The 26,834-nt window shown below is 68.0% G+C and carries 25 protein-coding genes; 15 read left to right on the top strand and 10 right to left on the bottom strand.

Going from position 1 to position 26,834, the window contains the following annotated elements:
* The first annotated feature begins 35 nt into the window (after positions 1-35).
* The 4 genes from rho to QQA13_RS01730 all read left to right on the top strand — a co-directional run bounded on the left by rho (position 36) and on the right by QQA13_RS01730 (position 5,440).
* The gene (gene rho / locus QQA13_RS01745; RefSeq protein ID WP_108470663.1) at positions 36-1,829 is read left to right on the top strand and encodes a transcription termination factor Rho; all 1,794 of its coding nucleotides are present in this window, start codon (positions 36-38) and stop codon (positions 1,827-1,829) included.
* Positions 1,830-1,920: 91 nt separating this feature from the next.
* Positions 1,921-2,979 (top strand): acyltransferase family protein, encoded by a 1,059-nt coding sequence (locus QQA13_RS01740; RefSeq protein ID WP_159082153.1) that lies wholly within the window; start codon positions 1,921-1,923, stop codon positions 2,977-2,979.
* Between the two features lie 177 nt (positions 2,980-3,156).
* Positions 3,157-3,939 (top strand): ankyrin repeat domain-containing protein, encoded by a 783-nt coding sequence (locus tag QQA13_RS01735; protein WP_108470540.1) that lies wholly within the window; start codon positions 3,157-3,159, stop codon positions 3,937-3,939.
* Between the two features lie 133 nt (positions 3,940-4,072).
* A complete protein-coding gene (locus QQA13_RS01730) occupies positions 4,073-5,440 on the top strand; it encodes a glutamate--cysteine ligase (protein WP_108470539.1) in 1,368 nt (455 codons plus the stop codon).
* Between the two features lie 109 nt (positions 5,441-5,549).
* On the opposite strand, the gene pyrC is transcribed toward QQA13_RS01730, so the two are convergent.
* The 3 genes from pyrC to hemB form a co-directional block, all read right to left on the bottom strand.
* Positions 5,550-6,602, bottom strand: a complete 1,053-nt coding sequence (gene pyrC / locus QQA13_RS01725) for a dihydroorotase (protein WP_108470538.1) — start codon at positions 6,600-6,602, stop codon at positions 5,550-5,552.
* 154 nt (positions 6,603-6,756) lie between these two features.
* The gene (locus QQA13_RS01720; RefSeq protein WP_159082152.1) at positions 6,757-7,167 is read right to left on the bottom strand and encodes an energy transducer TonB; all 411 of its coding nucleotides are present in this window, start codon (positions 7,165-7,167) and stop codon (positions 6,757-6,759) included.
* A gap of 136 nt (positions 7,168-7,303) precedes the next feature.
* On the bottom strand, positions 7,304-8,296 hold the full coding sequence (gene hemB, locus QQA13_RS01715) for a porphobilinogen synthase (protein WP_108470537.1): 993 nt from the start codon (positions 8,294-8,296) through the stop codon (positions 7,304-7,306).
* Between the two features lie 116 nt (positions 8,297-8,412).
* Between hemB and glk the strand changes: the two genes are divergently transcribed.
* From glk to QQA13_RS01700, 3 genes are all read left to right on the top strand, one after another.
* The gene (glk, locus tag QQA13_RS01710) at positions 8,413-9,429 is read left to right on the top strand and encodes a glucokinase (protein ID WP_108470536.1); all 1,017 of its coding nucleotides are present in this window, start codon (positions 8,413-8,415) and stop codon (positions 9,427-9,429) included.
* Positions 9,430-9,444: 15 nt separating this feature from the next.
* Positions 9,445-10,128: an HAD family hydrolase gene (locus tag QQA13_RS01705; RefSeq protein ID WP_108470535.1), complete on the top strand. Its 684-nt coding sequence runs from the start codon at positions 9,445-9,447 to the stop codon at positions 10,126-10,128.
* A 105-nt stretch (positions 10,129-10,233) separates the two neighbouring features.
* Positions 10,234-10,554, top strand: a complete 321-nt coding sequence (locus QQA13_RS01700; RefSeq protein WP_108470534.1) for a hypothetical protein — start codon at positions 10,234-10,236, stop codon at positions 10,552-10,554.
* Positions 10,555-10,563: 9 nt separating this feature from the next.
* On the opposite strand, the gene QQA13_RS01695 is transcribed toward QQA13_RS01700, so the two are convergent.
* The 3 genes from QQA13_RS01695 to secB all read right to left on the bottom strand — a co-directional run bounded on the left by QQA13_RS01695 (position 10,564) and on the right by secB (position 15,231).
* Positions 10,564-13,581 (bottom strand): DEAD/DEAH box helicase, encoded by a 3,018-nt coding sequence (locus QQA13_RS01695; RefSeq protein ID WP_108470662.1) that lies wholly within the window; start codon positions 13,579-13,581, stop codon positions 10,564-10,566.
* Positions 13,582-13,692: 111 nt separating this feature from the next.
* The gene (locus QQA13_RS01690; RefSeq protein ID WP_108470533.1) at positions 13,693-14,718 is read right to left on the bottom strand and encodes an NAD(P)H-dependent glycerol-3-phosphate dehydrogenase; all 1,026 of its coding nucleotides are present in this window, start codon (positions 14,716-14,718) and stop codon (positions 13,693-13,695) included.
* Between the two features lie 9 nt (positions 14,719-14,727).
* On the bottom strand, positions 14,728-15,231 hold the full coding sequence (gene secB / locus QQA13_RS01685; protein ID WP_108470532.1) for a protein-export chaperone SecB: 504 nt from the start codon (positions 15,229-15,231) through the stop codon (positions 14,728-14,730).
* Positions 15,232-15,525: 294 nt separating this feature from the next.
* Here secB and rpmB point away from each other — a divergent pair, with 294 nt between their 5' ends.
* Complete coding sequence (gene rpmB, locus QQA13_RS01680; RefSeq protein ID WP_007513766.1) at positions 15,526-15,762, top strand: 50S ribosomal protein L28; 237 nt, start codon at positions 15,526-15,528, stop codon at positions 15,760-15,762.
* A gap of 10 nt (positions 15,763-15,772) precedes the next feature.
* A complete protein-coding gene (gene rpmG, locus QQA13_RS01675; RefSeq protein ID WP_007513765.1) occupies positions 15,773-15,940 on the top strand; it encodes a 50S ribosomal protein L33 in 168 nt (55 codons plus the stop codon).
* A 268-nt stretch (positions 15,941-16,208) separates the two neighbouring features.
* Here the strand turns inward: rpmG and QQA13_RS01670 are convergent, their stop codons facing one another.
* The gene (locus tag QQA13_RS01670) at positions 16,209-17,402 is read right to left on the bottom strand and encodes a DesA family fatty acid desaturase (RefSeq protein WP_108470531.1); all 1,194 of its coding nucleotides are present in this window, start codon (positions 17,400-17,402) and stop codon (positions 16,209-16,211) included.
* A gap of 173 nt (positions 17,403-17,575) precedes the next feature.
* Here QQA13_RS01670 and QQA13_RS01665 point away from each other — a divergent pair, with 173 nt between their 5' ends.
* Genes QQA13_RS01665 through mutM form a run of 5 tightly spaced genes read left to right on the top strand, consistent with a single transcriptional unit; the run spans position 17,576 to position 21,801 of the window.
* Entirely contained in the window at positions 17,576-18,340 is a 765-nt protein-coding gene (locus QQA13_RS01665) for an ABC transporter ATP-binding protein (protein WP_108470530.1), read from the top strand.
* Entirely contained in the window at positions 18,337-19,107 is a 771-nt protein-coding gene (locus QQA13_RS01660; protein ID WP_108470529.1) for an ABC transporter permease, read from the top strand. The genes QQA13_RS01665 and QQA13_RS01660 overlap by 4 nt, the downstream gene beginning before the upstream one ends.
* Positions 19,107-20,462, top strand: coding sequence for a GldG family protein (locus QQA13_RS01655; RefSeq protein ID WP_108470528.1), 1,356 nt, complete (start codon positions 19,107-19,109; stop codon positions 20,460-20,462). The genes QQA13_RS01660 and QQA13_RS01655 overlap by 1 nt, the downstream gene beginning before the upstream one ends.
* A gap of 3 nt (positions 20,463-20,465) precedes the next feature.
* The gene (locus tag QQA13_RS01650; RefSeq protein ID WP_108470527.1) at positions 20,466-20,957 is read left to right on the top strand and encodes a hypothetical protein; all 492 of its coding nucleotides are present in this window, start codon (positions 20,466-20,468) and stop codon (positions 20,955-20,957) included.
* A 16-nt stretch (positions 20,958-20,973) separates the two neighbouring features.
* Entirely contained in the window at positions 20,974-21,801 is an 828-nt protein-coding gene (gene mutM / locus QQA13_RS01645; RefSeq protein WP_108470526.1) for a bifunctional DNA-formamidopyrimidine glycosylase/DNA-(apurinic or apyrimidinic site) lyase, read from the top strand.
* Between the two features lie 15 nt (positions 21,802-21,816).
* On the opposite strand, the gene QQA13_RS01640 is transcribed toward mutM, so the two are convergent.
* The 3 genes from QQA13_RS01640 to QQA13_RS01630 form a co-directional block, all read right to left on the bottom strand.
* Positions 21,817-22,584: a hypothetical protein gene (locus tag QQA13_RS01640; protein ID WP_108470525.1), complete on the bottom strand. Its 768-nt coding sequence runs from the start codon at positions 22,582-22,584 to the stop codon at positions 21,817-21,819.
* A 22-nt stretch (positions 22,585-22,606) separates the two neighbouring features.
* Entirely contained in the window at positions 22,607-23,239 is a 633-nt protein-coding gene (locus QQA13_RS01635; protein WP_108470661.1) for a thymidine kinase, read from the bottom strand.
* A gap of 120 nt (positions 23,240-23,359) precedes the next feature.
* A complete protein-coding gene (locus QQA13_RS01630; RefSeq protein WP_108470524.1) occupies positions 23,360-24,691 on the bottom strand; it encodes an NAD(P)/FAD-dependent oxidoreductase in 1,332 nt (443 codons plus the stop codon).
* Positions 24,692-24,796: 105 nt separating this feature from the next.
* Between QQA13_RS01630 and QQA13_RS01625 the strand changes: the two genes are divergently transcribed.
* Positions 24,797-26,779, top strand: coding sequence for a UvrD-helicase domain-containing protein (locus tag QQA13_RS01625; protein WP_108470523.1), 1,983 nt, complete (start codon positions 24,797-24,799; stop codon positions 26,777-26,779).
* Positions 26,780-26,834 lie beyond the last annotated feature (55 nt).

Here is a 26,834-nt window from a genome sequence, read left to right as displayed (position 1 = left end):
TCCTGTAATTCAACGGCGCCCCGCGAGGATTGCCCGTGTCCGATACCGAAAACCGAACCCCGAACGACGCCCCGGGCGCCGACGCCAGGCCTGTTGCCGAAAACAAACCCGAGCCGCGCCCCCGCGCGCCGCGCCGCACGGCCGCCGCGATCGCGGCGGCGAGCGCCGGGAAGGCGACGGCCGCCGACAGCCCTGCCACGCCAGCACCGGCGTCGACGCCGGCTCCCGCAGCGCAGGTACCGGTAGCGGCCAGCCTGCCGGCGGCAGCGCGCCCCGTACAGGAGCCGCGCGAGTTCACTGCCCAGTCCGCCCCGAACCAGGACTCACCGCAAGCCCAGCCGAATCCGGGCCAGGTGCAGAGCCCGAACCAGGCGCAGAACCCGAACCAGGGCCAGAACCCGAACAATGGCGGCCGTGAAGGTCGCGAAGGTCGTGGCCGGCGCCGCCGCAACGAGCGCGGCGGCAACCCGAACCCGCAGCAGCAGGGACGTCAGCAGCATCCGCGTCCGAACCCGAACGGCCTGCCGGTGGACGACGACAACGCCGATCCCGGCAGCAACGACCGGGTGATCAACCTCACCGAACTCAAGCGCATGCGCGCGCCGCAGCTGCTGGAGTTCGCCGAGTCGCTGGGCGTGTACGAAGGCGTCGCCCGCGCGCGCAAGCAGGACGTGATCTTCAACGTGCTCAAGGCGCACGCCCGCTCCGGCGGCGGCATCTGGGCCGAAGGCGTGCTGGAAATCCTGCAGGACGGCTTCGGCTTCCTGCGCTCGGCCGACGAGTCCTACCTGGCCGGTCCGGACGACATCTACGTGTCGCCCAGCCAGATCCGCCGCTTCAACCTGCGCACCGGCGACTACATCACCGGTCGCGTGCGCCACCCGAAGGAAGGCGAGCGCTACTTCGCCATGCTGCGCGTCGACGACATCAACGGCGATCCGCCGGAGGCGTCGAAGAACAAGATGCTGTTCGAGAACCTCACCCCGCTGTTCCCGCGCAAGGCGTTCAAGCTGGAGCGCGGCAACGGTTCGAGCGAGGACATCACCGGCCGCATCCTCGACCTGATCGCGCCGATCGGCAAGGGCCAGCGCGGCCTGATCGTCTCCCAGCCGAAGTCCGGCAAGACGATGATGCTGCAGAACATCGCCCAGGCGATCCAGTACAACCATCCCGAAGCGCACCTGATCATGCTGTTGATCGACGAGCGCCCGGAAGAGGTGACCGAGATCGCCCGCACCGTGCGCGCCGAGGTAATCAGCTCGACCTTCGACGAGCCGGCGGTGCGTCACGTGCAGGTCGCCGAGATGGTGATCGAGCGGGCCAAGCGCCTGGTCGAGCACAAGAAGGACGTGATCATCCTGCTCGACTCGATCACCCGCCTGGCGCGTGCCTACAACACCGTGATCCCCAGCTCCGGCAAGGTGCTCACCGGCGGCGTCGACGCCAACGCGCTGCAGCGTCCGAAGCGTTTCTTCGGCGCCGCGCGCAACGTCGAGGAGGGCGGCAGCCTGACCATCATCGCCACCGCGCTGACCGAAACCGGCAGCAAGATGGACGAGGTGATCTACGAGGAGTTCAAGGGCACCGGCAACATGGAAGTGCACCTGTCCCGGCGCATCTCCGAGAAGCGCGTCTACCCGGCGATCGACATCAACCGCTCCGGCACCCGCCGCGAAGACTTGCTGATCGAGCCGGACATGCTGGCCAAGATCTGGATCCTGCGCAAGCTGCTGCACCCGATGGACGAGCTGGCCGCGATGGAATTCATGCTCGACAAGATGAAGAACACCAAGTCCAACGACGAGTTCTTCAATTCGATGAAGCGCTGAAGAGCAGGGCCGGCCTCGCCGGCCCTGCTTGTTTGTGGCGGTGACTTCGGGCGATGTCCGGGCCATCGGCTTGGCGGCGAAAAGGATCTTCGTGACCCACCTCCCTCGTTCCGCACCATTCGGCGAACACGCCAACAATTTCGACGGGCTGCGGCTGGTCGCCTCGCTGATGGTGCTGGCCTCGCACCAGTTCGTGCTGCTCGGCCTGCATGAAGCCACGCTGGCCGAGGGCATGACGCTCGGCTCGATCGCGGTCGCGATGTTCTTCACCATGAGTGGCTACCTGGTCACCGAGAGCTGGTACCACGACCCGCACATCATGCGTTTCGCCATGCGCCGGTTCCTGCGCATCTGGCCTGCACTGATCGTCGCCACGCTGGTCATCGTGGTCGCCGGAGCTGTGCTCACCACCTTGCCGCTGCACGAGTACTTGGGCCGCGAGACCCGCCGCTTCATCACCTTCAATGCCCAGTTGCGCGCCTACTACACGCTGCCGGGCGTATTCGTCACGACGCCGGCCAACGCCATCCTGTCGGCGGTCAATGGCAGCTGGTGGACGATACCCCTGGAGGCGAAATGCTATGCCTATGTCGCCGTGCTTGGCGCCATCGGCCTGCGCCGGAGGATCTTCAGCCTGCTCGCGCTGCTCGTGGTCGCGGTGATGTACGCCAAGACGCTGCCCGGGCACTCCCATGACAACAGCTTCGACAACCTCTGCTATTTCTACACGGCGTTCTTCCTTGGCGGCGTCTGCGCGCGCCAGTACGCCGTCGAGATCGGCCGGCGGCGCCTGATCGTGGCGGTTGCCGTGGCGGCCTGCCTGCTGGCTGCCGCCCTGCTGCAACACGCACGACTGGCGCAATGGGCGGTGCTGGTGCCGTTCACCCTGTGGTTCGGACACCAAGCCACGCCAGGCCTGCGTTCCGCAGCCCGGTTCGGCGACCTGTCCTACGGCGCGTATCTGTACGCCTACTTCGTGCAGCAGCTCAGCGTGCACCTGTGGCCGGCGACGCCTTCGTACCTGGCCACGGCAGCCGTGGCCGCCGTCATCACCCTGCTGGCCGCATGGTGCTCGTGGCACGCGGTGGAGGCTCCGGCGCTATCACTGAAACGGCGACTTCGTGCCTGGTTCCCCGACTCCGCCCATTGACGACGCGGCGCGAGGTGCGGCTGATCCGCCGCAGGATACATTCGGCCGCATGGCGTTGGGAGTCCGCTGCACGTGACATCATGAAAAGCCGACTCCGGGTCGGCCCTTGCTCGCGGGCTTGTGACTTGTGACGATTTCGGCTGGAATCAGCCAACGCTTGGACAGGGATGCCACTCAATGTTTGTCCGCTTTGCGCTCATCATGCTCGGGATGTTGCTGGTCAACAGCGCCATTGCCGACGGACTGCCAATACCGCCCCAGCCATGTGCTTCCCAGTGGAACGCGATGGGTCGGAAGGCTTACCAGCTTGGCGCAATGAATGCCTCCCCCGAGATCGCCAGACTCATGGTGAATGCGGGTGATGGCAAGCTCGACGAAGTCCGCAGGCAATTGCGCGCCATGCCTTCGGCAGATGCTTCGCGCTGGCGGCAAGCCGCCATGATCACCGCCGTCTGGGCCGGGCAGTCTGGAACGGTCGATGCCCTTCTTTACGATGGCGCGGATGCCAACGCCGTTGCGCAGATACCCAATTTCGGCAAAGCCACCATGGATCAGATGAAGGCGCTCGATCCGCAACTGTTCAGGATGGCCGAAAAAACGGGAGCCGTGGACGAGGCGGCAGCGAGAACGTCGGGGCCGGCTCTGTCCATCGCGGTCGAATGCGGAGACGTCGCCACGGTGAACGTCCTGCTACATCACCAGGCCGATGCGAAACCGCGTCCGGCAACCGGCACGGCCGATGTATTGCTGTGGGCCACGGTGCAAGGCGAGGCCGACATCGTTCAAGCCTTGCTCGATCATGGCGCCGATCCCTGCATGGACGATCGCCGCATCACCCAGGCCCACCGCAAGCATCCGGATCGACCCGTACATACCCTGGCGCAAATCGGTACGCGTGCCCGTCTTTCCGTCGCCCTGGTGGCCCGTCTTCGCTGCCCGGCCATCGACCCCACGCACTGAGTGCATACCTGGTTGATCCAGCTCAGGGCGCGATCCCGCGTGTGCGGCTCTAATGGCCCCGCATTCCACGACACCCCTTTTCGTCGCCTTGCGTCGCCCCCATAGTGTCGGCTCCCCCAGCGAGGCTTCGCCCGTGTCCATACCCAGTGCCGTCAAGAGCACCCCGATCCAGGGCCGCCAGCAGCTTGCCGACTACCTCGCCGCCGGCGAGAAGCCGCGCGAGGCGTGGCGCATCGGCACCGAGCACGAGAAATTCGGCTTCCGCACCGACGACTTGCGCCCGCCCACGTTCGAGGGCGAGCGCGGCATCAAGCTGCTGCTGGAAAACATCGCCACCCGCTACGGCTGGGAGGTGGCGCGTGAGGGCGAGAACCCGGTGGCGCTGTCGCGCGACAAGGCCTCGATCACGCTGGAACCGGCCGGGCAGCTGGAGTTGTCCGGCGCGCCGCTGGAGACCATCCACCAGACCTGCTGCGAGGTGAACTCGCACCTGGAGGAAGTCCGCTCGGTCGCCAGCGGCATGGGCCTGGGCTTCCTCGGCATGGGCTTCCAGCCGAAATGGCGGCGCGACGAGATGCCGTGGATGCCGAAGGGCCGCTACAAGATCATGCGCGAATACATGCCCAAGGTCGGCTCGCTCGGCCTGGACATGATGACGCGCACCTGCACGGTGCAGGTGAACCTGGATTTCTCGTCCGAAGCGGACATGATCAAGAAGTTCCGCGTCGGCCTCGCGCTGCAACCGATCGCCACCGCGCTGTTCGCCGATTCGCCGTTCACCGAAGGACGTCCAAACGGCTATCTGTCGTACCGCTCGCAGATCTGGACCGACACCGATCCGGACCGCACCGGCATGCTCGACTTCGTGTTCGCCGACGGCTTCGGCTACGAGCGCTACGTCGACTACATCCTCGACGTGCCGATGTACTTCAGCTACCAGGACGGCCGCTACATCGACCTGGCCGGGCAGGATTTCAAGCGCTTCCTCGCCGGCGAGCTGCCCACCCTGCCGGGCGTGCACGCGACCATGAAGGACTTCGCCGACCACCTCACCACCGCCTTCCCCGAGGTGCGCCTGAAGCAATACCTGGAAATGCGCGGCGCCGACGGCGGCCCGTGGAACCGGCTGTGCGCGCTGCCCGCGTTCTGGGTTGGTCTGCTGTACGACGACGAAGCGCTGGACGCGGCGTGGGACCTGGTCAAGGACTTCAGCCGCGAGGAACGCCATGCCCTGCGCGACGGCGTGCCGAAGCACGCGCTGAAGCTGCCCTTCCGCGGCGGCATGGTGCGCGACCTCGCCGAGGAAGCGCTAAAGATCGCCAGCCACGGCCTCAAGCGCCGCGCCCGCCTCAACCGCCACGGCGCCGACGAAAGCATCTTCCTCGAACCGATGATCGAGATCGTGCAGGCCAACCAGACCCCGGCCGAGCGCAAGCTGGAGCTGTTCCACGGCCCCTGGCACGGCAGTGTCGATCCGGTGTTCCGCGAGTTCGCCTACTGAGCTGCCCAAGCCAGGAGTGAGCCCTGCTCTCGCCCCCTCCCCTGCAAGCAGGGGAGGGCCGGGGTGGGGTCGCTCTTGCTGGACACGTTCGACGCGTTCGTGCGTCTCGTCAAAAAGTGGTCTGTTCTACCAGCGACCACGCTATCGATTCACCGGCGCGCATCGGCTTGCAGGTGGATCCACCCAGCGGATATTCGTCCGGCACGATCCACGGCGTGCGCTCGAGCGCGATGCGATCCGTGTTGCGCGGCAGACGGTAGAAATCCGGGCCGTGGAAGCTGGCGAACGCTTCCAGCCGATCCAGTCGGCCCGCCTGTTCGAAAGCCTCGGCATACAACTCCAGCGCCGCATGGGCCGTGTAGAGCCCCGCGCAGCCGCAGCCCGTCTCCTTCGCTTCGCGCGGATGCGGCGCGCTGTCGGTGCCGAGGAAGAAATGCGGATCGCCACTGGTGGCCGCCTGCAGCAGTGCGGCGCGATGCGTCTCGCGCTTGAGAATCGGTGCGCAGTAGTTGTGCGGGCGGATGCCGCCCTCGAACAACGCATTGCGATTGAGCAGCAGGTGATGCGCGGTGATCGTGGCCGCCACGTTGGCCGGCGCGCCACGGATGAACTCGACCGCGTCGCGGGTGGTGATGTGCTCCAGCACCATGCGCAGCGCCGGGAAGCGCTCGCGCAGCGGCAGCAGGTGGCGCTCGATGAACACCCGCTCGCGATCGAAGATGTCGATGGCCGGATCGGTGACCTCGCCATGCAGCAATAGAGGCAGCTCGTGCTTCTCCATCGCTTCGAGCACGCGGTACACCCGCGACAGCTCGCGCACGCCGGAATCGGAGTTGGTGGTAGCACCGGCCGGGTAGTACTTCACCGCGAACACGCTGTCGCTGGCCCTGGCGCGGGCAATTTCCTCCACCGCCGTGTTCTCGGTGAGGTACAGCGTCATCAACGGCTGGAAGCGCGCGTCTACCGGCAGGCTGGCAAGGATGCGTCGACGATAGTCCTCCGCCTGCGCCACCGTGGTCACCGGTGGCTTCAGGTTCGGCATCACGATGGCGCGGGCGAAGCGCTGCGCGGTGTGGCCGATCACCGAGGCCAGCGCGGCGCTGTCGCGGAGGTGCAGGTGCCAGTCGTCGGGGCGGGTGATTTCGAGGCGGGTGGGGGTCATGCGTTCCGGGCTCGGGTTTGCGATCGGAGATGACAATGGTATCGCGCGAGCGCCTCGGACTTGCGCATCCCGATCGGTCATTGTGAAAAGCAGCGCTTCACCCTCCTGCGGAGGGCTAGGCATTCCTCTTTAGCTAGCTTAGCTAGATGACTCGTCATGGAAGCTGGCTTGGCCTCATGCCATCAACATAGTTTGGTGGCATCTTGTTGTCATCAACGCGGAAGACCAGCATGTAGGTTCTGAACCAACGGGGCAATTCCTTTTTCATTACATACTTTTTGACGGACCTGACGACCGCCATATTGACCGCAACGTTTCCGGACGACTCGACCACGCGCACGTCAACCGGATGGCCATCACCACCAATTGAAAATACGACCCTTGCACACTCGGGGGTGCCGCCCGGAGTAGGAAATTCGCCAACCAGCGAGTCCAGCGGTGCGTCATGCAAAATCATCGCCCGGGTCTTTTCGACGATGGCCCTGTTTTCCTGAAGACCACATTCCCCGCGACCCACACCACGGTGAGTTATCTGAGCCAGCAATATCAGATGGGCCAATAGCATCAGACATCCCCAACACCGCAAACCTTACGAACTGATGGTAGCCCGGCATGCCGTACCACGAGGGCCTACCATTTTCATTTCCACCCGTCCAAAAGGCCCCAGGGAGTCGATTTGCCCTGCTGTTTCCCCGCCTCGACTACTCTCCGCGCAGCCAGCGCGCCGCGTCGACGGCGTAGTAGGTGAGAATCGCGTCGGCGCCGGCGCGCTTGAACGCAGTGAGTGACTCCAGCACCACCGCCTTCTCGTCCAGCCAGCCATTCATCGACGCGGCCTTCAGCATCGCGTATTCGCCCGACACCTGGTACACGAAGGTAGGCGCTCCGAAGGTGTCTTTCACCCGCCGCAGCACGTCGAGATACGGCATGCCGGGCTTCACCATCACCGCGTCGGCGCCTTCGAGCAGGTCCAGCTCGATCTCACGCAGGGCCTCGTCGCTGTTGCCTACATCCATCTGGTAGGTGTGCTTGTTGCCCTTGCCGAGGTTCGCCGACGAACCGACTGCGTCGCGGAACGGACCGTAGAACGCGGAGGCGTACTTCGCCGAGTAGGCGAGGATGCGGGTATGGATGTGGCCGGCCTCTTCCAGCGCGTCGCGGATGGAGCCGATGCGGCCATCCATCATGTCCGACGGCGCCACGAAATCCATGCCGGCGTCGGCCTGTGCCAGCGACATCCTGATCAGCGCCGCGACGGTGGGCTCGTTCATCACGTAGCCGTCGGCGTCGATCAGGCCGTCCTGACCGTGGGTGGTGTACGGATCGAGCGCCACGTCGCCGATCAGGCCCAGCTCGGGATACTTCGCCTTCAGCGCGCGGGTGGCGCGGTGCATCAGGTTGTCCGGGTTCCACGCTTCGGCGGCATCGAGTGACTTCGCCTCGGCGGCGGGCGAGGGAAACAGCGCCAGCGCGGGGATACCCAGGCGCACGCATTCGCCGGCCAGTTTCAGAAGTTCGTCGATGGAAAGGCGATCCACCCCCGGCATCGATGGCACCGCTTCGCGCTGGCCTTCGCCTTCGATCACGAACGCCACCATGATCAGGTCACTGACCAGCAAGGTGTGCTCGCGCATCAGCGCGCGGGAGAAGGCGTCGCGGCGCATGCGCCGCATGCGGGTGGCGGGAAAGCTCATGGCAAGGGTCTCGTGGGGCGGTATCCGGGGGGATTTTACGCCGTGCGGCCAGCAAAACACTGGACTAACCGCCGTGACGCCGGCAGGCTTGGCGCTTCACGCCGTCAGGAAGTTCCATGAGCCAGTCCAGCAACATCCCCACCCTGCTCGTCGATCTCGGCGGCACCAACGTCCGTTTCGGGGTGGCCGATCCATCGCGCGACCAGCCGCTGCTGACCGACAGCATCCGGCGCTACCGCGTGGCCGACCACGATTCGCTGGTCGAGACGGCGAAGCACTACCTCGCCGACACCGGCCTCAAGGTCAGCCGCGCGATCGTGGCCGCGGCCGGGCGCATCGTCGACGGCGAGACGGTCAAGGTCACCAACAATCCGTGGGCGATCTCGGCGCAGCAGACCGCCAGCGCGCTGGGCCTGGAATACGTGCATCTGGTCAACGACTTCGCGGCGCAGAGCATGGCGGTGACCTTGTTGCAGGGCGACGACCTGGTCGACGTGGGCACGGTGCCGCGCCCGGTGGTGGGAGCCGCGAATGAGCAGACCTTCGCCATCGTCGGCCCCGGCACGGGCCTGGGCGTCGGCGGCCTGCTGGTGCGCGGCGGCCATTGCAGCGTGTTGCAGACCGAAGGTGGTCACGCCGGCTTCGCTGCGCATACACCGGAGGACATCGCCATCCTCGACTACCTCAACCACAAGTTCGGCCGCGTCTCCAACGAGCGGCTGATCTGCGGCCAGGGCCTGGTGAACCTGTACGACGCGATCTGCCACATGGTCGGCGCGACGCCCGACGCGCTCAAGCCGGAGGACATCACCGCCCGCGCGAAGGACGGCAGCTGCTCGCTGTGCACGCGCACGGTGGAAACCTTCGCCGGCATCTTCGGTAGTGTCGCCGGCGACCTGGTGCTCACGCTCGGCGCCTGGAACGGCGTCTACCTCACCGGCGGGCTGATCCCGATCCTGCTGCCGTGGCTGGAACGCGGCCGCTTCCGCGAGCGCTTCGAGACCAAGGGCCGCTTCCGCGACATCATGGAGAAGGTACCGACCCAGGCGATCATGAACCCCGAACCGGGCCTGCTCGGCGCGGCGGCACTGGCGGTGCTGGAGTCGGGGCGCTCGTTGCTGCCGCGCGACTGAACCGGGAGAACCGCCATGCCCCGCCGCGACACCGCCTTCCTGTTCGACCTCGACGGCACCCTGATCGACAGCGTCTACCAGCATGTGCTGGCGTGGAAGGAGGCGCTGGATCGGGAGGGCGTGGAGCTGTCGGTGTGGCGCATCCACCGCAAGATCGGCATGAGCGGCGGACTGTTCGCCAACATCCTGCTGCGCGAGACCGGGCTGGCGATCACCGCGGACCGCCTCGACCGCCTGCGCCAATGGCATGCCGAGGCGTTCAACCGGCAACACGCGCAAGGTTCCGTACGGCCGCTGCCCGGCGCGCGCGAGCTGCTGGCCTATCTCACCGAACAGCAGATCCCGTGGGCGATCGCCACCAGCGGCCGGATGGAAACGGCGGCACCCAACCTGGCGGCGCTCGGCGTCGACCCGGCGCAGGTACCGGTGGTGACGCGCGACCAGGTACGCCACGCCAAGCCCGACCCGGACCTGTTCCTGGCTGCCGCCGAACGCCTCGGCGTGGACATCCAGCAATCGCTGGTGATCGGCGACAGCGTGTGGGACATGCTCGCCGCGCAGCGTGCCCGCGCGCTCGGCGTGGGTCTGCTCTCCGGCGGCTACGGCCACGCCGAACTGCAGCAATCCGGCGCGTTCCGCGTGTACGGCGACCCGGCCGACCTGTTGTGGCACATCGACGAAGTGGCCGCGCGCGACTGAGTGGCTGACCACCTACGCTGAACCGCGCGCCGCGCATCATGAAAAATTAATCACCCGCGCATGGGCCCGCGCTAGGCTCCGTGGCAGTCGCCCACGGAGCCTCCCATGTACCGCCTCGTCGCCAGCCTGCCGCTTGCCCTGCTGCTCGCCGCGTGCTCGCCTTCGCCGGCACCGCCGCCATCCGGCAGCACCAGCAGCCAGTCCACACCGGCGAACGTCGCACTGGGCTCGCCCGAATGGTATGCGTGGGTCGATCGTTCCCTGCACATCGGCGACGACGGCCACGGCCCGGAACATGGCTCGGACGCATGGAACCGGGCGGTGCAGGACAAGCTGGATCAGGAAGCACCGCAGTCGAAACCCGGCTCGCCGGAGTGGCAGCAATCGGTGGACGCGCTGCTGCGCACGCGGCTGCGGCCGTCGTGACGCGAAGGCTCAGCCCGGCGCCAGCAGCGCGTCCAGGTCGCCTTCGTCGAAGCTGAGTTTCTCGCGGCTGCCGCCGCCTTCGAGCACCGCCGCGGCCAGTTCGGCCTTGCGTTCCTTCAGCTGCTCGATGCGCTCTTCCACCGTGCCCGAGGTGATCAGGCGGAACACGAACACCGGCTTTTCCTGGCCGATGCGATGCGCGCGGTCGCTGGCCTGTGCTTCGGCGGCGGGGTTCCACCACGGGTCGTAGTGGATCACGGTGTCGGCGGCGGTGAGGTTGAGGCCCACGCCGCCGGCCTTCAGCGACAGCAGGAACAGCGGCACCTCGCCATTCTGGAAACGCTGCACCGGCTCGGCGCGATCACGGGTGTCGCCGGTCAGGGTGACGTAGCGGATGCGCCGGCGGTCGAGCTCGGCGGCGATCAGTTTCAGCATGCCGGTGAACTGCGAGAACAACAGCACCTTGCGGCCTTCGTCGAGCAGCGCCGGCAGCATGTCCATCAGCAGTTCGAACTTGGCCGATTCGTGCACGCCGCGCGCGGCTTCCAGTTTCACCAGTCGCGGATCGCAGCAGACCTGGCGCAGCTTGAGCAGCGCGTCCAGCACCACGATGCCGGAGTGCGCGATGCCGCGCTGCGCGATCACCTCGCGCAGTTCCTCCGCCAGCGACAGGCGCAGGCCTTCATACAGTTCGCGCTGGCGCCCTTCCAGCACCACGCGACGGGTAATCTCGGTCTTCGGCGGCAGCTCCTTCGCCACCTGCGCCTTGCTCCGGCGCAGGATGAATGGGGCGATGCGCAGGTTCAGTCGCTGCTGGCATTCCTCGTCGTGCTGCTTCTCGATCGGGATGCGGTAGAAGCGGCGGAACGCACCTTCGTCGCCGAGCAGGCCGGGTACCGCCAGATCCACCTGCGACCACAGCTCGCCCAGGTGGTTTTCCAGCGGCGTGCCGGTGAGGCAGACATAGCGCGGCGTGCGCAGGCTGAGCAGCGCACGGCGTGCCTGCGTGCGCGGGTTCTTCACCTGTTGCGCCTCGTCCAGCACGATCAGCGCGAACGGCTGCTTGCGCAACGCGACCACATCGCGCGGCAGCAGCGCGTAGCTGGTCAGCACGATGTCCTGCGCGCCGAGCTGGGCAAATTCCTCGGCGCGCTGCGGACCGTGCAGGGTCAGTACCTGCAGCATCGGCGCGAAACGGGCGATCTCCGATTGCCAGTTCGGGATCAGGCTGGTCGGCACCACGATCAGCGCCGGCTGGGTCAGCACGCCGCCCTGTTTCAGGGACATCAGGTGGGTGATCAGCTGCAGCGTCTTGCCCAGGCCCATGTCGTCGGCGAGCACGCCGCCGACGCCGGCTTCGGCCAGTGCGTTCAGCCAGCGCAGGCCTTCGCGCTGGTACGGCCGCAGCTCGACGGTGAGCCCGTCGGGCACCGCGTCGCTGGCGCGTGCGGCGGCGTCGCGCAGACGCGCGGTGAAACCGAGCAACGGCTCGGCGGCCTCCAGCGTGCCGTCGCCAGGCATCGCCGCGGCCAGCTCCTCCAGCCGGCCGGCCTGCACCCGCGGCAGGTGCAGCTTCTTGCGCGGCTTCTCCAGGTATTCGGCCAGCGGCGCCAGCAGCCCGCGCAGTTCCTTCAGTCGCACCGGCACGCGCCGGCGTGCATCGACTGGCGCGTACCACACCGCGTCCTCCGGCTCGTTCGGCGCCGGGCTGAGGTTCAACTGGTGCTCGGCCAACGCCTGCGCCACCGCGGGCAGCAGATTGTGCCGCTGGCCATCCAGCTCGATGCCGATCTCCAGGTCGAACGCGTGGTCGTCGGCGTCTTCCACCGCCTGGCCGTACCAGTGCACCGGGCCTTCCAGCACTTCGAACGGAAAGCTCGGCGCATACTCGACCTGGAAGTTTTCCAGCTCGAGTTTCGGCCGCAGCGCCAGCCAGCGCGCCGGCGTGTTGACCTCCAGCGCGCCGGCGTAGCCGGTGCCGGGAAACAGCCAGGCGTCGTCGGGCAGGGTTTCGGCCACGTCCCACGGCAGGCCTTCGGTATCCACGCCCGGGGTGAGTCCGGCGCGCTCGAGCTGCTCCATCGCGCTGAGTTCCTCGGCGCGGCGACGGGTGATCTCGACCAGTTGGCCGTTGCGCACGCGTCGCACCAGCGGCTCGCCGCCGCGGGCGGGCAGCCGCTCGCCGGCGTAGTCGAAGGCCAGCCGCGCATAACCGAGCGGCGGCGTGCCGGCGGCCAGCCGCGCGTGCCGGGTCAATGCATGCAGGGTCAGCACCGGTTTCGGCGCCAGCGCCGAGCGGCGCACCTCGCCGAACACCAGCGGCAGCGGCACCCGCGTGGCCAGCCGGCTGCCGGCCAGGCGGTTGCGCAGGCGGCGACCGTGCTCGTGCTTCAGCGGCGGCAGCTCCAGCCAGCGGGTTTCCTCGACGGCGGCGTCGAAGCGGCCCACGGTGGCGCGCTCGGCGTCGAGGTACCACAGCCCGTCGATGCGCAGCAGGCGCTGGCTGTGCGGCAGCACCGGCAGCAGGCGCTGGCTGCCGTCCGCTTCCAGCTGCCAGTGCCAGTTGAGCTGGTGCGACTTGCCGCGCGACAGGCGCAGCCCGGCCAGGCCGCCGAGGAAACACGGCGCGGTATCCAGGATCTCGGCCAGCAGGGTATCGCCGACGTGGCCGCCGAGGCGCGCATAGCTACGGCCCTTGCGCACGCTCTGCGGCAAACCCAGCATGGTCGCGGCCAGGCGCTGCTCGTGCGGTTGCAGCGGCGACTGCGCCAGGTGCCGGCTGTCCAGCGGCACCGGCCGCACGTAGCGACCATGCTCGGCCGCCGCCAGCAGCACCGGCGCGACGTCCAGCCGGGCGAACGCAGCGCCTTCTTCGGGCATCACTTCCAGGAAGAAACCGAGCACGCCGTGCTCGTCGGCCACGGCCGGCTTCGGTGCGGCCAGCAGCCGCCGCCATGCCTGCGGCAGGGCTTCGTCCTCACCGGAAGGCGCGCTGGCGACGTGCTGTTTTTCGTCCGGTTGCTGCATGCGCATGCGATCCGTGGCGACGACCAAAACATTGAGCTTAGCAGCGCAGGGGCACGATGCGATGGTCGCCAACGCACCCGGGCCAAAGCGCCCGGGCGCGCAGCGGATGGCTCAGGCGGCGCCGAACAGGCCTTGTGGATATTCCGGCTTCTGCTCGCGCGCCATCAGCGCCTTGAGTCCGTCGGCCGGAGTGACTTCGCCGTGCAGCACGGCGCGCACGCCGGCGCTGATCGGCAGGTCCAGGCCGTGCTTGTCGGCCAGCCGCGCCACTTCGTCGGCGGTGAGGATGCTTTCCACCACCTGGCCGATCCGGCGCACCGCCTCGTCGATCGCCACGCCCTGGCCCAGCGCCAGGCCGAGCCGGCGGTTGCGCGAGAGGTCACCGGTGCAGGTCAGTACCAGGTCGCCGAGGCCGGACAGGCCGATCAGCGTCTCCGGTCGCGCGCCCAGCGCCACGCCCAGGCGCAGCATCTCGTTCATGCCGCGGGTGATCAGCCCGGCACGGGCGTTCAGGCCCAGCTGCATGCCGTCGGCAATGCCGGTGGCCACCGCCAGCACGTTCTTCATCGCGCCACCGAGTTCGGCACCGAGCACGTCGCCGCCGGAATACGCGCGCAGGTTCGGCGCATGCAGCAGGGCGGCCAGTTGCTGCGCGAACGCCGCGTCGTCCGAATGCACGGTGACCGCGCTGGGCAGGCCAGCGGCCACTTCCTTGGCGAACGACGGCCCGGTGACCACCGCCGCGGGATGACCGGGCAGCCGCTCGGCCACCAGCTCGTGCAGGAAGCGGCCGGTGCCCGGCTCGAAGCCCTTGGTCGCCCAGGCGATCGCGGTGCCCGGATCGAGCAGCGGCGCCAGCTCGGCCAGCATCGTGGCGAACGCGTGGCTGGGCACCACGATCAGCACGATGCCGGCGCCGCGCACGGCGGTGGCCAGATCGGCTTCATAGTTCAGCTGCGCCGGCAACTCGACATCCGGCAGATAGCGCTGGTTGCGGCGGCTTGCCGCCATCGCCGCCAGCGCCTCGCGGTCGCGCCCCCACAGCGTGCTCGGCACGCCGTTGCGCGCGGCAAGTGCGGCAAGCGCCGTCCCCCAGGAGCCGGCGCCGAGGACGGTCAGCTTCGGGTTTTCAGGCATGGACACGGCTCAGCTGTTGAGCATGGCCGGGGCGGCGTCGCCACCCATCGCGCGGCGCTGCTGTTCGGCGAACAGCGCGTCGAAGTTGATCGGCTGCAGCAGGAACGGCGGGAAGCCGCCTTCCAGCACCAGCGAGGAGATCACCTGGCGCGCATACGGGAACAGCAGGTTCGGGCAGTAGCTGCCGATGATCCCGGCATGGTCCACCTCGTTGAAGCCGGCGATGCCGAACAGGCCGGCCTGCTCCACTTCAGCCAGGTAGGCGGTACGCTGGCCGATGGTGCAGGTCAGGGTGAGGCTGAGCACCACTTCGTACAGGTCGTTGCCCAGGTCGGTGGCCTTCTGGCCCAGGTTCAGCTGCACCTGCGGCTGCTCGTTCTCGCCGATCTCCTGGAAGATCTGCGGCGCGTTCGGCGCCTCGAAGGACACGTCCTTCACGTAGATCTTCTGCATCACCAGCTGCGGCTGACTGGCCTGGCCGTTGGCCTGGTCGTTGGTGATCTCTTGTGCCATCGGGAGTTCCTCGGGTCTGGGTCGTGTGTATAAAAGAGACCGATTGTTCCATACATCCCCGCGGTGCGCACGCCGGCAGGCGCTGGCGAAACGCCGCAAGATTGCGCACAGCCTTGTTTTTCTGCGAGAATACGCGGCTCGCCTCTGTCGACCCGGTGTTTCCGGGCGGTCCGCCACGCGGTACGGACCTCACGATCATGCGTTGCGACAACTCCAGCATCGCGTGGCGCATGGCGCCGCTGGGCCGATCTCACCCTGGCCAACGGGTGTCAATCAAGAATTACGGAGGTCGTCATGGCCCGTGTATGTCAAGTCACCGGTAAGGGTGTGCAGAGCGGCAACAACGTCTCGCACGCCAACAACCGTACCCGTCGCCGCTGGTTGCCGAACCTGCATGAGCGTCGTTTCTGGGTGCCCAGCGAGAACCGCTGGATCAAGCTGCGCGTTTCCAACAACGCCCTGCGCACGATCGACAAGAATGGCATCGAGGCCGTGATTGCCGAGATGCGCGCCCGCGGCGAAAAGGTCTGAGGATTGAGCCATGGCTAACAAATCGCAAGACAAGATCCGCATGATCTCCTCGGCCGGCACCGGCCACTTCTACACCACGCAGAAGAACAAGAAGAACACGCCGGAAAAGTTCGAGTTCAAGAAGTACGATCCGGTCGTGCGCAAGCACGTGATCTACAAGGAAGGCAAGATCAAGTGACGTCCTGACCCGTCCGCGCTCCGCGCGGCGGCTCTGTCAGAACGTCATCCCTGCGAAGGCAGGGATCGCTTCGGCTCTTGCATCTGCTGCAGCGACGCGACACCTCAAAGGAAAACCCGCCCATGTGGCGGGTTTTCTTTTGCCCGTCGGTCGGGGTGGGGACCACTCCTCCACGTCAGCCGACCGGTCATCCGCCCCATCCACGCCCCTCAAAAACAAAACCCGCCATCGGGCGGGTTCTGTGGGTGCAAGCCTTGTATTGCGACGATCAGGCGGTCGCGACGCTGTAGCCCTTGAGCCGTTGCGCGAATTCCTGCAACGAACGGATACCGCTCTCCTCGGCCTCGTGGATCCACTGCTGCAGGCCCTTCAGCGCCTGCTCGGCGCCGCGCTGCTCCATCAGTGCCACCAGGCGGGTGCGGAAATCGCACACGGTCTTCAGGGTCGGACGCCTGGCCAGCACCGCCTGCATGCGCTCGCGGCCTTCGTTGTCCAGCCAGCGGCCGCCGTCGGCCAGCGCACGACGCAGGCGACGCGGCATCGACTTGATGCTCTCGCCGGCATGCTGCGCCTCCTCGCCGAGGGTCGGCACGATCACCGCGCGGTAATAGTCGGTCATCGCCTGGAAGCGATGGGTCAGCACGGCCTTCAGCGTTTCCGCATCGGGCAGGCGCACGTTCGGGCGCACATCCAGCGACGGCGCCACGCGCAGCACCTTGGCCAGACCGAGCGCGCGCAGGCCGCAGATCGCCGCCCAGCCGATGTCGAATTCCCACTTGCGCAGCGCGAACTTGGCCGAGCTGGGGAAGGCATGATGATTGTTGTGCAGCTCCTCACCGCCGATCCAGAAACCCCACGGGATCAGGTTGCGCGCAGTGTCGGCGCTCTCGAAATTGCGGTAGCCGGCCCAGTGGCCGATGCCGTTGACGAAGCCGGCGGCCCAGAACGGAATCCACACCATCTGCACCGCCCACAGCGCGGCACCGATCACGCCGAACAGCGCGATGCTGATCAGCAGCATCAGGGTCGGCCCCCAGTACGGGTGCGCGCCGTAGACGTTGTGCTCGACCCAGTCGTCCGGCGTGCCGCGACCGTACTGCTCCATGTCCTGCTTCGACTCGCAGGCATCGCGATACAGCGAGACACCGTCCCAGAACACCTTCTTGATGCCGTAGATCATCGGGCTGTGCGGGTCTTCCTCGGTCTCGACCTTGGCGTGGTGCTTGCGATGCACCGCCACCCACTCGCGCGTGACCATGCCGGTGGTCAGCCAGCCCCAGAAACGGAAGAAATGCGCCAGCACCGGGTGGAAATCCACGCCGCGATGGGTCTGGCTGCGGTGCAGGTACAGCGTCACCGTGAAGATGGTGAGCTGGGTCACGATCAGCATGTAGACCAGCATCTGGCCCCAGCTTGCGCCGGTGAGACCGTCATTCAGGAAATTGAGTACAGCGTCGAGCATGGAAAGTACCGGGTGAGGGATGGAGGCAGTGTAGATCGGGGGTTTCCATACCCGCCAGCACGGCTGACCACGAATCATAGCAGCCGGTCAAGAGCTGGACGCTAAGGTGACGTTATCCACGTCCGTGGCGTGCACCTGTTGTTTAACGATGGGGGCGCCGTGACAATCACGCAATGACTTCGCCCCCTGCCGATTCATCCCGTACCGTCCTGCGCCTGCACCGGCTCAGCCGCCGCCGCGCCGGCCGCACTGCCGTGCAGGATCTCGGCCTGGAGCTGCAAGGCGGCCAGGTGATGGGCTTGCTGGGCGTGAACGGCGCCGGCAAGTCGACCACCTTGTCGATGATCGCCGGTGCGCTCAAGCCCGACAGCGGCGGCATCGAGCTGAACGGCGAGGATTTCCTGGAACACCCGGAACAGGCCCGCACGCAGATCGGCTGGTTGCCGGAACGCGCGCCGGTGTGGGCCGAGCTCAGCGTCGAGGAGCACCTGGACGCACACGGCCGCCTGCGCGGACTGGCCGGCGCCGCACTGCGCCAGGCGCGCAGCGCGATCATCGAGCGGCTGGAACTGCAACCACTGGCCCGGCGCCTGGCTGGCGTGCTGTCGCAGGGCCAGCGCCAGCGCCTCGGCCTGGCCTGCGCGCTGCTGCATCGTCCCACCCTGCTGGTGCTGGACGAGCCGGCCAACGCGCTCGACCCGGTGCAGGTCGCCGCGCTGCGTGCGTTGATCCGCGAGCAGGCCGCGGCCGGCACCGCGGTGATCCTGTCCACCCACCTGCTGGCCGAGGTCACCGCGGTATGCGACCGCGTGGCGATCCTGCACGAAGGCACGCTGCGCCACGATGGCGCGGTGCGCGCCGACGACCATGCCGCGCTGGAGAAGACCTTCTTCGGCATCGCGATGAACGGCAACACCGCACCGGCGCGCGCCGCATGAGCGGCGCTCTCGTGAACACCGTCGCCGTGACGCGGCTGGAATGGCGCCGGCTGCTGGTGCGGCCGCTGGCCTGGGTGCTGGCGGCGCTGACCCTGGCCTGGCTGGCATGGAACTTCACCCTGCTGCTGGGCAGTTTCCTGGCCGGGCAGATCCAGCGCGCCGCGCTGCCGGACGGTCCCGGCTTCATCGACCTGGTTGGTGTGCCGCTGCTGGGCCAGCTGGCCCAGCTGGCGTTCCTGGTGGTGCCGCTGCTCACCATGTCGACGCTTGCCGGCGAGCGTCGCAACGGCACCCTGCCGCTGCTGTTCGCCGCGGGCGTGCCGGCCTGGCGCATCGTGCTGGGCAAGTACCTGGCCGTGCTGGGCTGGCTGCTGCTGTGGCTGGTACTGACCCTGGCGATGCCCTTGGCGCTGATGCACGCCACCCACTTCGACTGGGGCAAGCTGGCCGCCGCCACGCTGGGCCTGGCGCTGATGCTGGCGGCGCTGGCCGCGATCGGCGTGGCCTGTTCGAGCTTCGCCTCGCATCCGGCGCTCGCCGCCGCCGCCGCGCTGGTGATCGCGCTGGCGCTGTGGAGTGTGAACCTCGGCGCGCAGATGGCCGGCGTCAACGGCGGCGCGATCAACTGGCTGGCGATGAGCACGCACCTGCAGCCGTTGCTGCGCGGACTGGTCTCCAGCGCCGACCTCGTCTGGTTCGCGCTACTGGTCGTACTGGCGCTGGCGCTGGCCACACGCCGGCTGGCGGCCGACAAGGAGCGCAACTGATGGGCGCGCTGTTCAGACGTCTGGACGGCTGGTTGTTCGCGCTGCTGCTGGTCCTGGCGGCGGCGGCGATCGGCTACCTCAGCACGCGCTACGCGCACCAGGCCGACTGGACCGCCAACGGCCGCACCAGCCTGTCCACGGAAAGCCGCGCGGTGCTGGCCCGTCTCGATGGCCCGGTGGAGATCGTCAGCTACGCCAACCCGCAGGGCAACCTGCGCCAGACCGTGGCCGGCTTCCTGCAGCGCTACCAGGCGGTGAAGCCGGATCTGACGCTGCGCTTCGTCGATCCGCAGCTGGACCCGGCGAAGATGCGCGAGCTGGGCATCACCGTCGACGGCGCGTTGATCCTGCACTACAGGGATCGCGAGCAGCGGCTGGACGAGCTGTCCGAACGCAGCCTCACCAATGCGCTGGAACGGCTGCTGCGCGGCAGCGACCGCATCGTGGCCTTCGTCACCGGCGACGGCGAACGGCGCGCCGACGGCCAGGCCAACGCCGACCTCGGCACCTTCATCACCCAGCTGGAAGCGCGCGGCATGCGCGCGGTGCCGCTGAATTTCGCGCAAGTGACGGCGGTGCCCGAGCACACCGACCTGGTGGTGCTGGCCAGCCCGAGCCTGGCGCTGCCGCCGGCCGCGGTGCAGGCGCTGGTCGCCTACGTGCAGAACGGCGGCAACCTGTTGTGGCTGAGCGAGCCGTCCAACGACGACCTCGGCCTCGCGCCGCTGGCCGCCGCGCTCGGCGTGCGCGTGCTGCCGGGAGTGCTGGTCGACGGTTCCGGCGCCGCGCTGGGCCTGGGCGACCCGCGCCTGATCGCGCTGGGCAGCTACCCGCCGCAAGCGATCACCCGCGGCTTCACCTTGACCACGCTGTTCCCGCAGGCCTCGGCGCTGGCCCAGCTGGCGCAGGGCGACTGGGCGGCCAAGCCGTTCCTGCGCTCCGGCGCGCAGAGCTGGACCGAGTTCCAGCCGATCGACAACAGCAAACCCTCGGACATCCACTACGACGCCGATGCCGGCGAGCTGAAGGGCCCGCTGGACTTCGGCTTCGCGCTGAGCCGGCTGTCGCCCAGCCCGGACAAGAGCGAGCAGCGTGCGGTGGTGATCGGCGACGGCGACTTCCTGTCCAACACCTTCCTCGGCAACGGCGGCAACCGCGCGCTGGGCGAGCGCGTGTTCGACTGGTTGCTCGGCGACGACAAGCTGGTCCAGCTGCCGCCACGCGGCGCGCCGGACCGGCTGCTGGAAATCTCGCAGGCCGAGTTGAATGCACTGAGCATCGGTTTCCTGGTCGTGCTGCCGTTGCTGTTGCTGCTGGCCGGCGGCCTGATCGCTTGGCGTCGGCGGCGGCGCTGAGCGATGAAGCGTGCCGCCCGTCAGCGTCTGATCCTGCTGGTTGCCGTGGTGGCGTTGCTGCTGCTCGCTGGCTGGCAGTGGCAGCGTGACGCGCGCCACGCCACCGGCAACCTCACCACGCTCGATCCCGCCGCCATCACGCACGTTGCGCTCACCCTGCCCGGCGCCCCCGCCGAACACTACGAAAAGCGCGACGACCATTGGTGGCGTGTTGACGGCACGCCGGCGCGCGCCATCGACGGGCGGCTCAACGACCTCGCCGACACCGCCGCCGCGCCCGTGCTGAGCTGGCGCGCGGCCGGCGATTTCGAGCCAGCGAAGATCGGGCTGGCCCCGCCGCGCGCCGTGCTGCAACTGGACGGGCAGACGCTGGAATTCGGAGAGGCCTCGGTCACCGGCCCGCAGCACTACGTGCGAGTGGGCCAGCGCATCGCGCTGGTATCGTCGCGCTACGTGCCGCGCTCGCCGGCGACGACGACCACCGAGCTGCACTGAGCCGCGGGATCACGCCTTGCCTGAACTGCCCGAAGTCGAAACCACCCGCCGCGGCATCGCGCCGTACGTGGTCGGCCGCCGCGTCACCGGCGTGATCCTGCGCCGGCCCGACCTGCGCTGGCCGATCCCGCCGGAGATCACGGCACTGCTGCCCGGCCAGCGCATCGACGCGGTGGAGCGCCGCGCGAAATACCTGCTGCTGCACACCGGGGCCGGCAGCGCACTGCTGCACCTGGGCATGACCGGCGTGCTGCGCGTGCTGCCGCCGGACGCGCCGGTGGGCAGGCACGACCACGTCGACATCGTGCTGGAACGCACGAACGCACAGGCGCCGCGCATCCTGCGCTTCACCGACCCGCGCCGCTTCGGCTGCCTGCTGTGGCAACCGCCCGGCACCATCCACGAGCTGCTCGCCAAGCTCGGCCCCGAGCCACTCACCGACACCTTCGACGGCGACCTGCTGTGGCAGCGCTCGCGCGGCCGCACGGCGGCAGTGAAGCTGTTCCTGATGGACAACGCGATCGTCGTCGGCGTGGGCAACATCTACGCCAGCGAGGCGCTGTTTCGCGCCGGCATCGACCCACGCAAGCCAGCCGGCAGCATCTCGCGGGCGCGCTACGCACGGCTCGCCGCCGAGGTGAAACGCCTGCTGGCCTGGGCCATCGAACGCGGCGGCACCACCCTGCGCGACTTCCTCAACCCCGACGGTGCACCCGGCTACTTCTTCCGCGAGCTGATGGTCTACGGCCGCGCCGGCGAACCGTGCCACGCCTGCGGCACACCGATCCGGCAGGTCGTGCTGGGGCAACGCTCGACGTTCTGGTGTCCGCACTGCCAGCACTGAGGTGAGGGACGCGCGTCACTCCGCCCAGCGGAACTCGATGTGAGTGTTGTTGAACTCGGGGTCGTCGAGGCTGCCGCCCGGCTGCGCCACCAGGCCACCGGGGATGCCCTCGACGTCGAGTTGCTGGCCGGCGCTGAAGTGTGCGCCCAGCGAGAGCAGTTCCACCAGCTTCTCGCACAGCACGCCGGCGCGGTCGAGATCGCGCTCGGGTACCTGGCGCAGGCTGAGGTCGGGGCGGCCGAACTTGCGCATGCCGCGGGTGTGCACCCAGGAGCGGTCGCCGCCCTCGTCGCTGCGCAGGATCAGCACGTGGTTGCGCGGCGGCGCGCCGTCCTTGACCAGATAGTGGTGACGCCAGTGCTCGGCGTCGAACAGGGTGAGGATCTGCGGGTCGAGGATCGCCGTGCCGCCCACGTCGAGCATGCCGGCCAGCACGCCCAGCGTATCGCGCAGATAGTCGAGGCTGGCGGCGTCCTTGAGCACGCCGCGCACCACCAGCACCTCGGGCGCGATGCGCGCGGCCTCGTACGCTTCGGGTGTATCTTCCCTGATCAACTGGCCCAGTGCGCCGTTCAGCGGATAGCCCTCCCACTGGCGCAACACGGCGTTCTGGAAGCGCTGGATCTCCACGCCCGCGGGCAGGCCGGGGCTGCCGTAGCGCGGCGACGGAATCAGCAGCTCCGGCTCGAACTTGCCGAACACGTAGAACTGCAGCACCACCTCGTCTTCGCCGGGTTGCCAGTACGGCCGTGGCCAGCTGGCGGGGGGAGTGACTTCGCTCATGCAGATTCCTTGGTGGCTCGGTTCATTCGCGCTCGCCCAGCGGCAGCACGGTCTGCTGCAGCTCGATGCGGCCCTGGCCCGCGCTGATCTTCTTGAACTCGGCGCGGCTCACCGAGACATAGCGTTCGTTGCCACCGATCTCAACCTGCGGGCCGTCGGTGACGGCGCGGCCGTGCTCGTCCACGCGCACCACCATGGTCGCCTTGCGCCCGGTGTGGCAGATCGTCTTGATCTCCTGCAACTCATCGGCCCAGGCCAGCAGGTAGCGGCTGCCCTCGAACAACTCGCCGCGGAAATCGGTGCGCAGGCCGTAGGCCAGCACCGGGATGCCCAGCCGATCGACCACGTCACTGGCCTGCCACACCTGCGCCTTGGTCAGGAACTGCGCTTCGTCGACGAACACGCAATGCAGCGGCCCGTGTGCGGCGATATCGGCCTCCACCAGCGCCAGCAGGTCCTCGTCACCGGCGAAGCGCCGTGCGATCGCCTTGAGGCCGATGCGCGAGGCCACCACGCCGTCGCCGAAACGGTCGTCCAGCGCCGGCGTGAGGATCAGCGTGCGCATGCCGCGCTCGTGGTAGTTGTACGCGCTCTGCAGCAGCGTGGTGGTCTTGCCGGCGTTCATCGCCGAGTAATAGAAATAGAGCTTGGCCATGGTGCGCGTTCGGTTGAAGACCATGCATGGTAGCGCGACAGCCGGGTGTCGATGGCTTGCCTGAAGGCACAAGAGCACCCCACCCCAACCCTCCCCTGCAGGCAGGGGAGGGAGCACACGTCAGGCCTTGTCCGGCGGCGCGTTGCCGCCGGTGAACGACGCGCGCGCCTGGGCCAGGCGGTCGCGGCGTTCGGCGCGGCTGCGGCGCCAGTCGCGCAGGACGCCCATCGCGTAGACCAGCTTGAACAGCTGCAGCCGCCACAGCACCTTCGGCGTGTCGAACAGGTCGCCGGCGAGCATCGAGATCACGGCCTGCTCCAGCTGCCAGGTGTTGCGCGGCGAACGGAGCATCTGCCGCATCACCGGCCCGTTGAAGCGGTGGATGAAGAACGCGAAGCGGGCCATGCCCTTGCGCTGGCGCTGCTCCAGCCGGCGCAGCAGGGTCCGCTCGCGCCGCGGTTCGCGCAACGCCGCATCGACCACCTCGACTGCCCGCTCCGCACCGTCCATCGCCAGGTACACGCCTGAGGAAAAAACCGGGTCGAGGAAGGCGAACGCATCGCCCACCAGCACCCAGCCCGGACCGCCCATGCGGGTCGAGTCGTAAGAATAGTTGCCGGTGACATGCACCTCGTTGCCGATCAGCCCGGCCTGCTCGACGCGCCGCCACAGCGCCGGATTGAGTTTCAGCGTGTCGATCAGGAATTCCACCGTGCGTCCCCTGCGCTGCTTCAGGTACTCCGGCTGGCACACCGCGCCCACGCTCATCACGCCGTCGGGCAGCGGGATCATCCACATCCAGCCGTGTTCGAACCGGTAGATGCTGACGTTGCCGGCATCTTCGCCGTTGCGGCGGTCGGCGCCGCGGAAATGGCCGAAGATCGCCGCGCTCTGGTGCTGCGCGTTCCTGCGCCGCAGTTTCCTCTTCGTCGCCAGCAGCGCGTCGCGGCCGCTGGCGTCCACCACGTAGCGCGCCCGGATCGCGTAGTCGCGGCCGTCGTCGGTGCGCACGTCCAGCCAGCTCTCGCGCGGGCCGCGCTGCTCCACGCGCAGCACTTCGTGCCCTTCACGCGCGTCGGCGCCGGATTCGCACGCGTGCTGGTACAGCATCTCGTCGAAATCCTGGCGCCACACCTGGTACGCGTGCGGCGGGCTCTGCCCGATCGCGCGGGCGAACGCGTAGACGTTGTAGCCGCGCGCGTTGTCGGCCTCGAAATCCGCGCCGGACTTGAACACGCCCAGCTCGCGCACCTTGTCCAGCACGCCGAGGCGCTCGAACACCGGCAGGTTCATCGGCAGCAGCGACTCGCCGATATGGAAGCGCGGGTGATGCGCCTTCTCCAGCGCGATCACCTTGTAGCCGCGGCGCGCCAGCAGCGCCGCCGCGGTGCTGCCGCCGGGGCCGCCGCCGATCACCGCCACGTCGCACTGTTCGAGTTCCGGTTCCGTCATGCCGTTCCCCACTGGCTGCCGTACGGCCGATTATGGCCGAAGCGGACCGGGGCGCCAGCGGTGCTCTGTTACCATCGGGCACCGCCTCATCCCGTCTTTCGATCCATGCTCAATCCGCAACAACTGGCCGCCGTCGAACACTGCGACAGCCCGCTGCTGGTGCTGGCCGGCGCCGGTTCCGGCAAGACCAGCGTGATCACTCAGAAGATCGCCTACCTGATCCAGCGCCGCAAGCTGGCACCGTCGAAAATCGCCGCGATCACCTTTACCAACAAGGCCGCGCGCGAGATGCGCGAGCGCGTGGCGAAGCTGGTCAGCAGCGAGGACGCCGCCGCGCTCACGGTCAGCACGTTCCACGCGCTGGGGCTGAAATTCCTGCAGATCGAGCACGCCCGCGCGGGCCTGCGCCGCGGCTTCTCGGTGCTGGACGCAGACGACAGCGGCGGCATCGTCAAGGAGCTGGCGCCGAAGGGCGCCAAGCCCGACGTGCTGTTCGGCATCCGCAACCTGCTCAGCCGCGCGAAGAACGGCGGGCTGTCGCCGGAAGAGGCGCTGGCCGCCGCGCGCAGCCCGCGCGAGCTGGAAGCGGCGACGATCTACGACTTGTACCAGCAGCGCCTGAGCGCCTTCAACGCTGTCGACTTCGACGACCTGATCCGGCTGCCGCTGCGCATCCTGGAATCGGATGCGGAGTGCCGCGATGCCTGGCGCGAGCGCCTGCGCTACCTGCTGGTGGACGAGTACCAGGACACCAACGACGCGCAGTACCGCCTGCTGAAGGCGCTGACCGGCGAGCGCGGCGGCATCACCTGCGTGGGCGACGACGACCAGTCGATCTACGCCTGGCGCGGCGCCAACCCGGAGAACATCGACCAGCTCGGCCGCGACTGGCCAAACCTGCGCGTGATCAAGCTGGAACAGAACTACCGCTGCGGCAAGCGCATCCTGCGCGCGGCGAATGCGCTGATCGCGAACAACCCGCACCTGCACGAAAAGAAGCTGTGGAGCGAGCACCCGGAAGGCGCGCCGATCCGCGTGCTGGAATGCAAGGAAGCCGAGCACGAGGCCGAGCGCGTCGCCGCGATCGCCACCACCCTGGCCGAGAAGCACAAGGCGCGCTGGGACGACATGGCGGTCCTGTACCGCGGCAACTTCCAGGCGCGGGTTCTTGAAAAAGCCTTGCGTCTGGCGCGCATTCCATACCACCTCACCGGCGCGCTGTCCTTCCTCGACCGCGCCGAGGTGAAGGACCTGCTGTGCTATCTGCGCCTGCTGACCAACCCCAGCGACGACGCCGCCTTTCTGCGCGTGGTGAACGTGCCGAAGCGCGAGATCGGCGCAACCACGCTGGAGAAGCTGGGCCAGCTCGCGCAGTCGCGCCACTCGTCGCTGCTCGACGCCACCCGCAGCGACGGCGTGCTGCGCCAGCTCACTCCGCGCCCGGCCGCCGCGCTGGCTTCATTCGCCAACCTGCTGGACGAACTGCGCAGCGCCTCGCTGCACGAGAGCGCCGCCGACCTGGTCGAGCTGATCCTGAAACGCACCGGCTACGCCGCGCAGATCGCCGCCGGCACCACCGATGCGACGGTGCGCGAACGCAAGCTGGGCAACCTGCAGGAACTGGCCGACTGGTTCCGCGCGATGCAGAAGGGGGGCAACACGGCCGGCGACCTCGCCTCGCAGCTGGCGCTGCTCAGCCACGCCGACCGCGACGAGCCCGGCAACGCGGTGCGCATGATGACGCTGCACGCGGCGAAGGGGCTGGAGTTCCGCTTCGTCTTCATCGTCGGCTGCGAGGACGGCACGCTGCCGCACGAGGGCGCGCTGGACGAAGGCCGCGTCGATGAGGAACGCCGACTGATGTACGTCGGCATCACCCGCGCCAAGGAACTGCTGACGCTGTCGTGGTCGGCGCAGACGAAACGCTACGGCGACATTCATCGCAACCAGCCCAGCCGCTTCCTGCACGAGCTGCCGCAGGCCGACCTGCACTGGCAGGGCAAGGATCCGGAAGCGGACAAGGAAGTGACCCGCGAGACCGCCGAGTCGCACATGGCGCGGATCAAGGCGATGCTGGCGGGCGGTTGAGTTGACGGCCCGGGACAAATGCATTCCAGTTCCCGCCACGACAGCCAGCCGCACG

The organism is Rhodanobacter thiooxydans, assembly GCF_030291135.1.
Lineage (GTDB): Bacteria > Pseudomonadota > Gammaproteobacteria > Xanthomonadales > Rhodanobacteraceae > Rhodanobacter > Rhodanobacter thiooxydans_A.
This window is presented reverse-complemented; position numbering and strand designations above follow the sequence as displayed.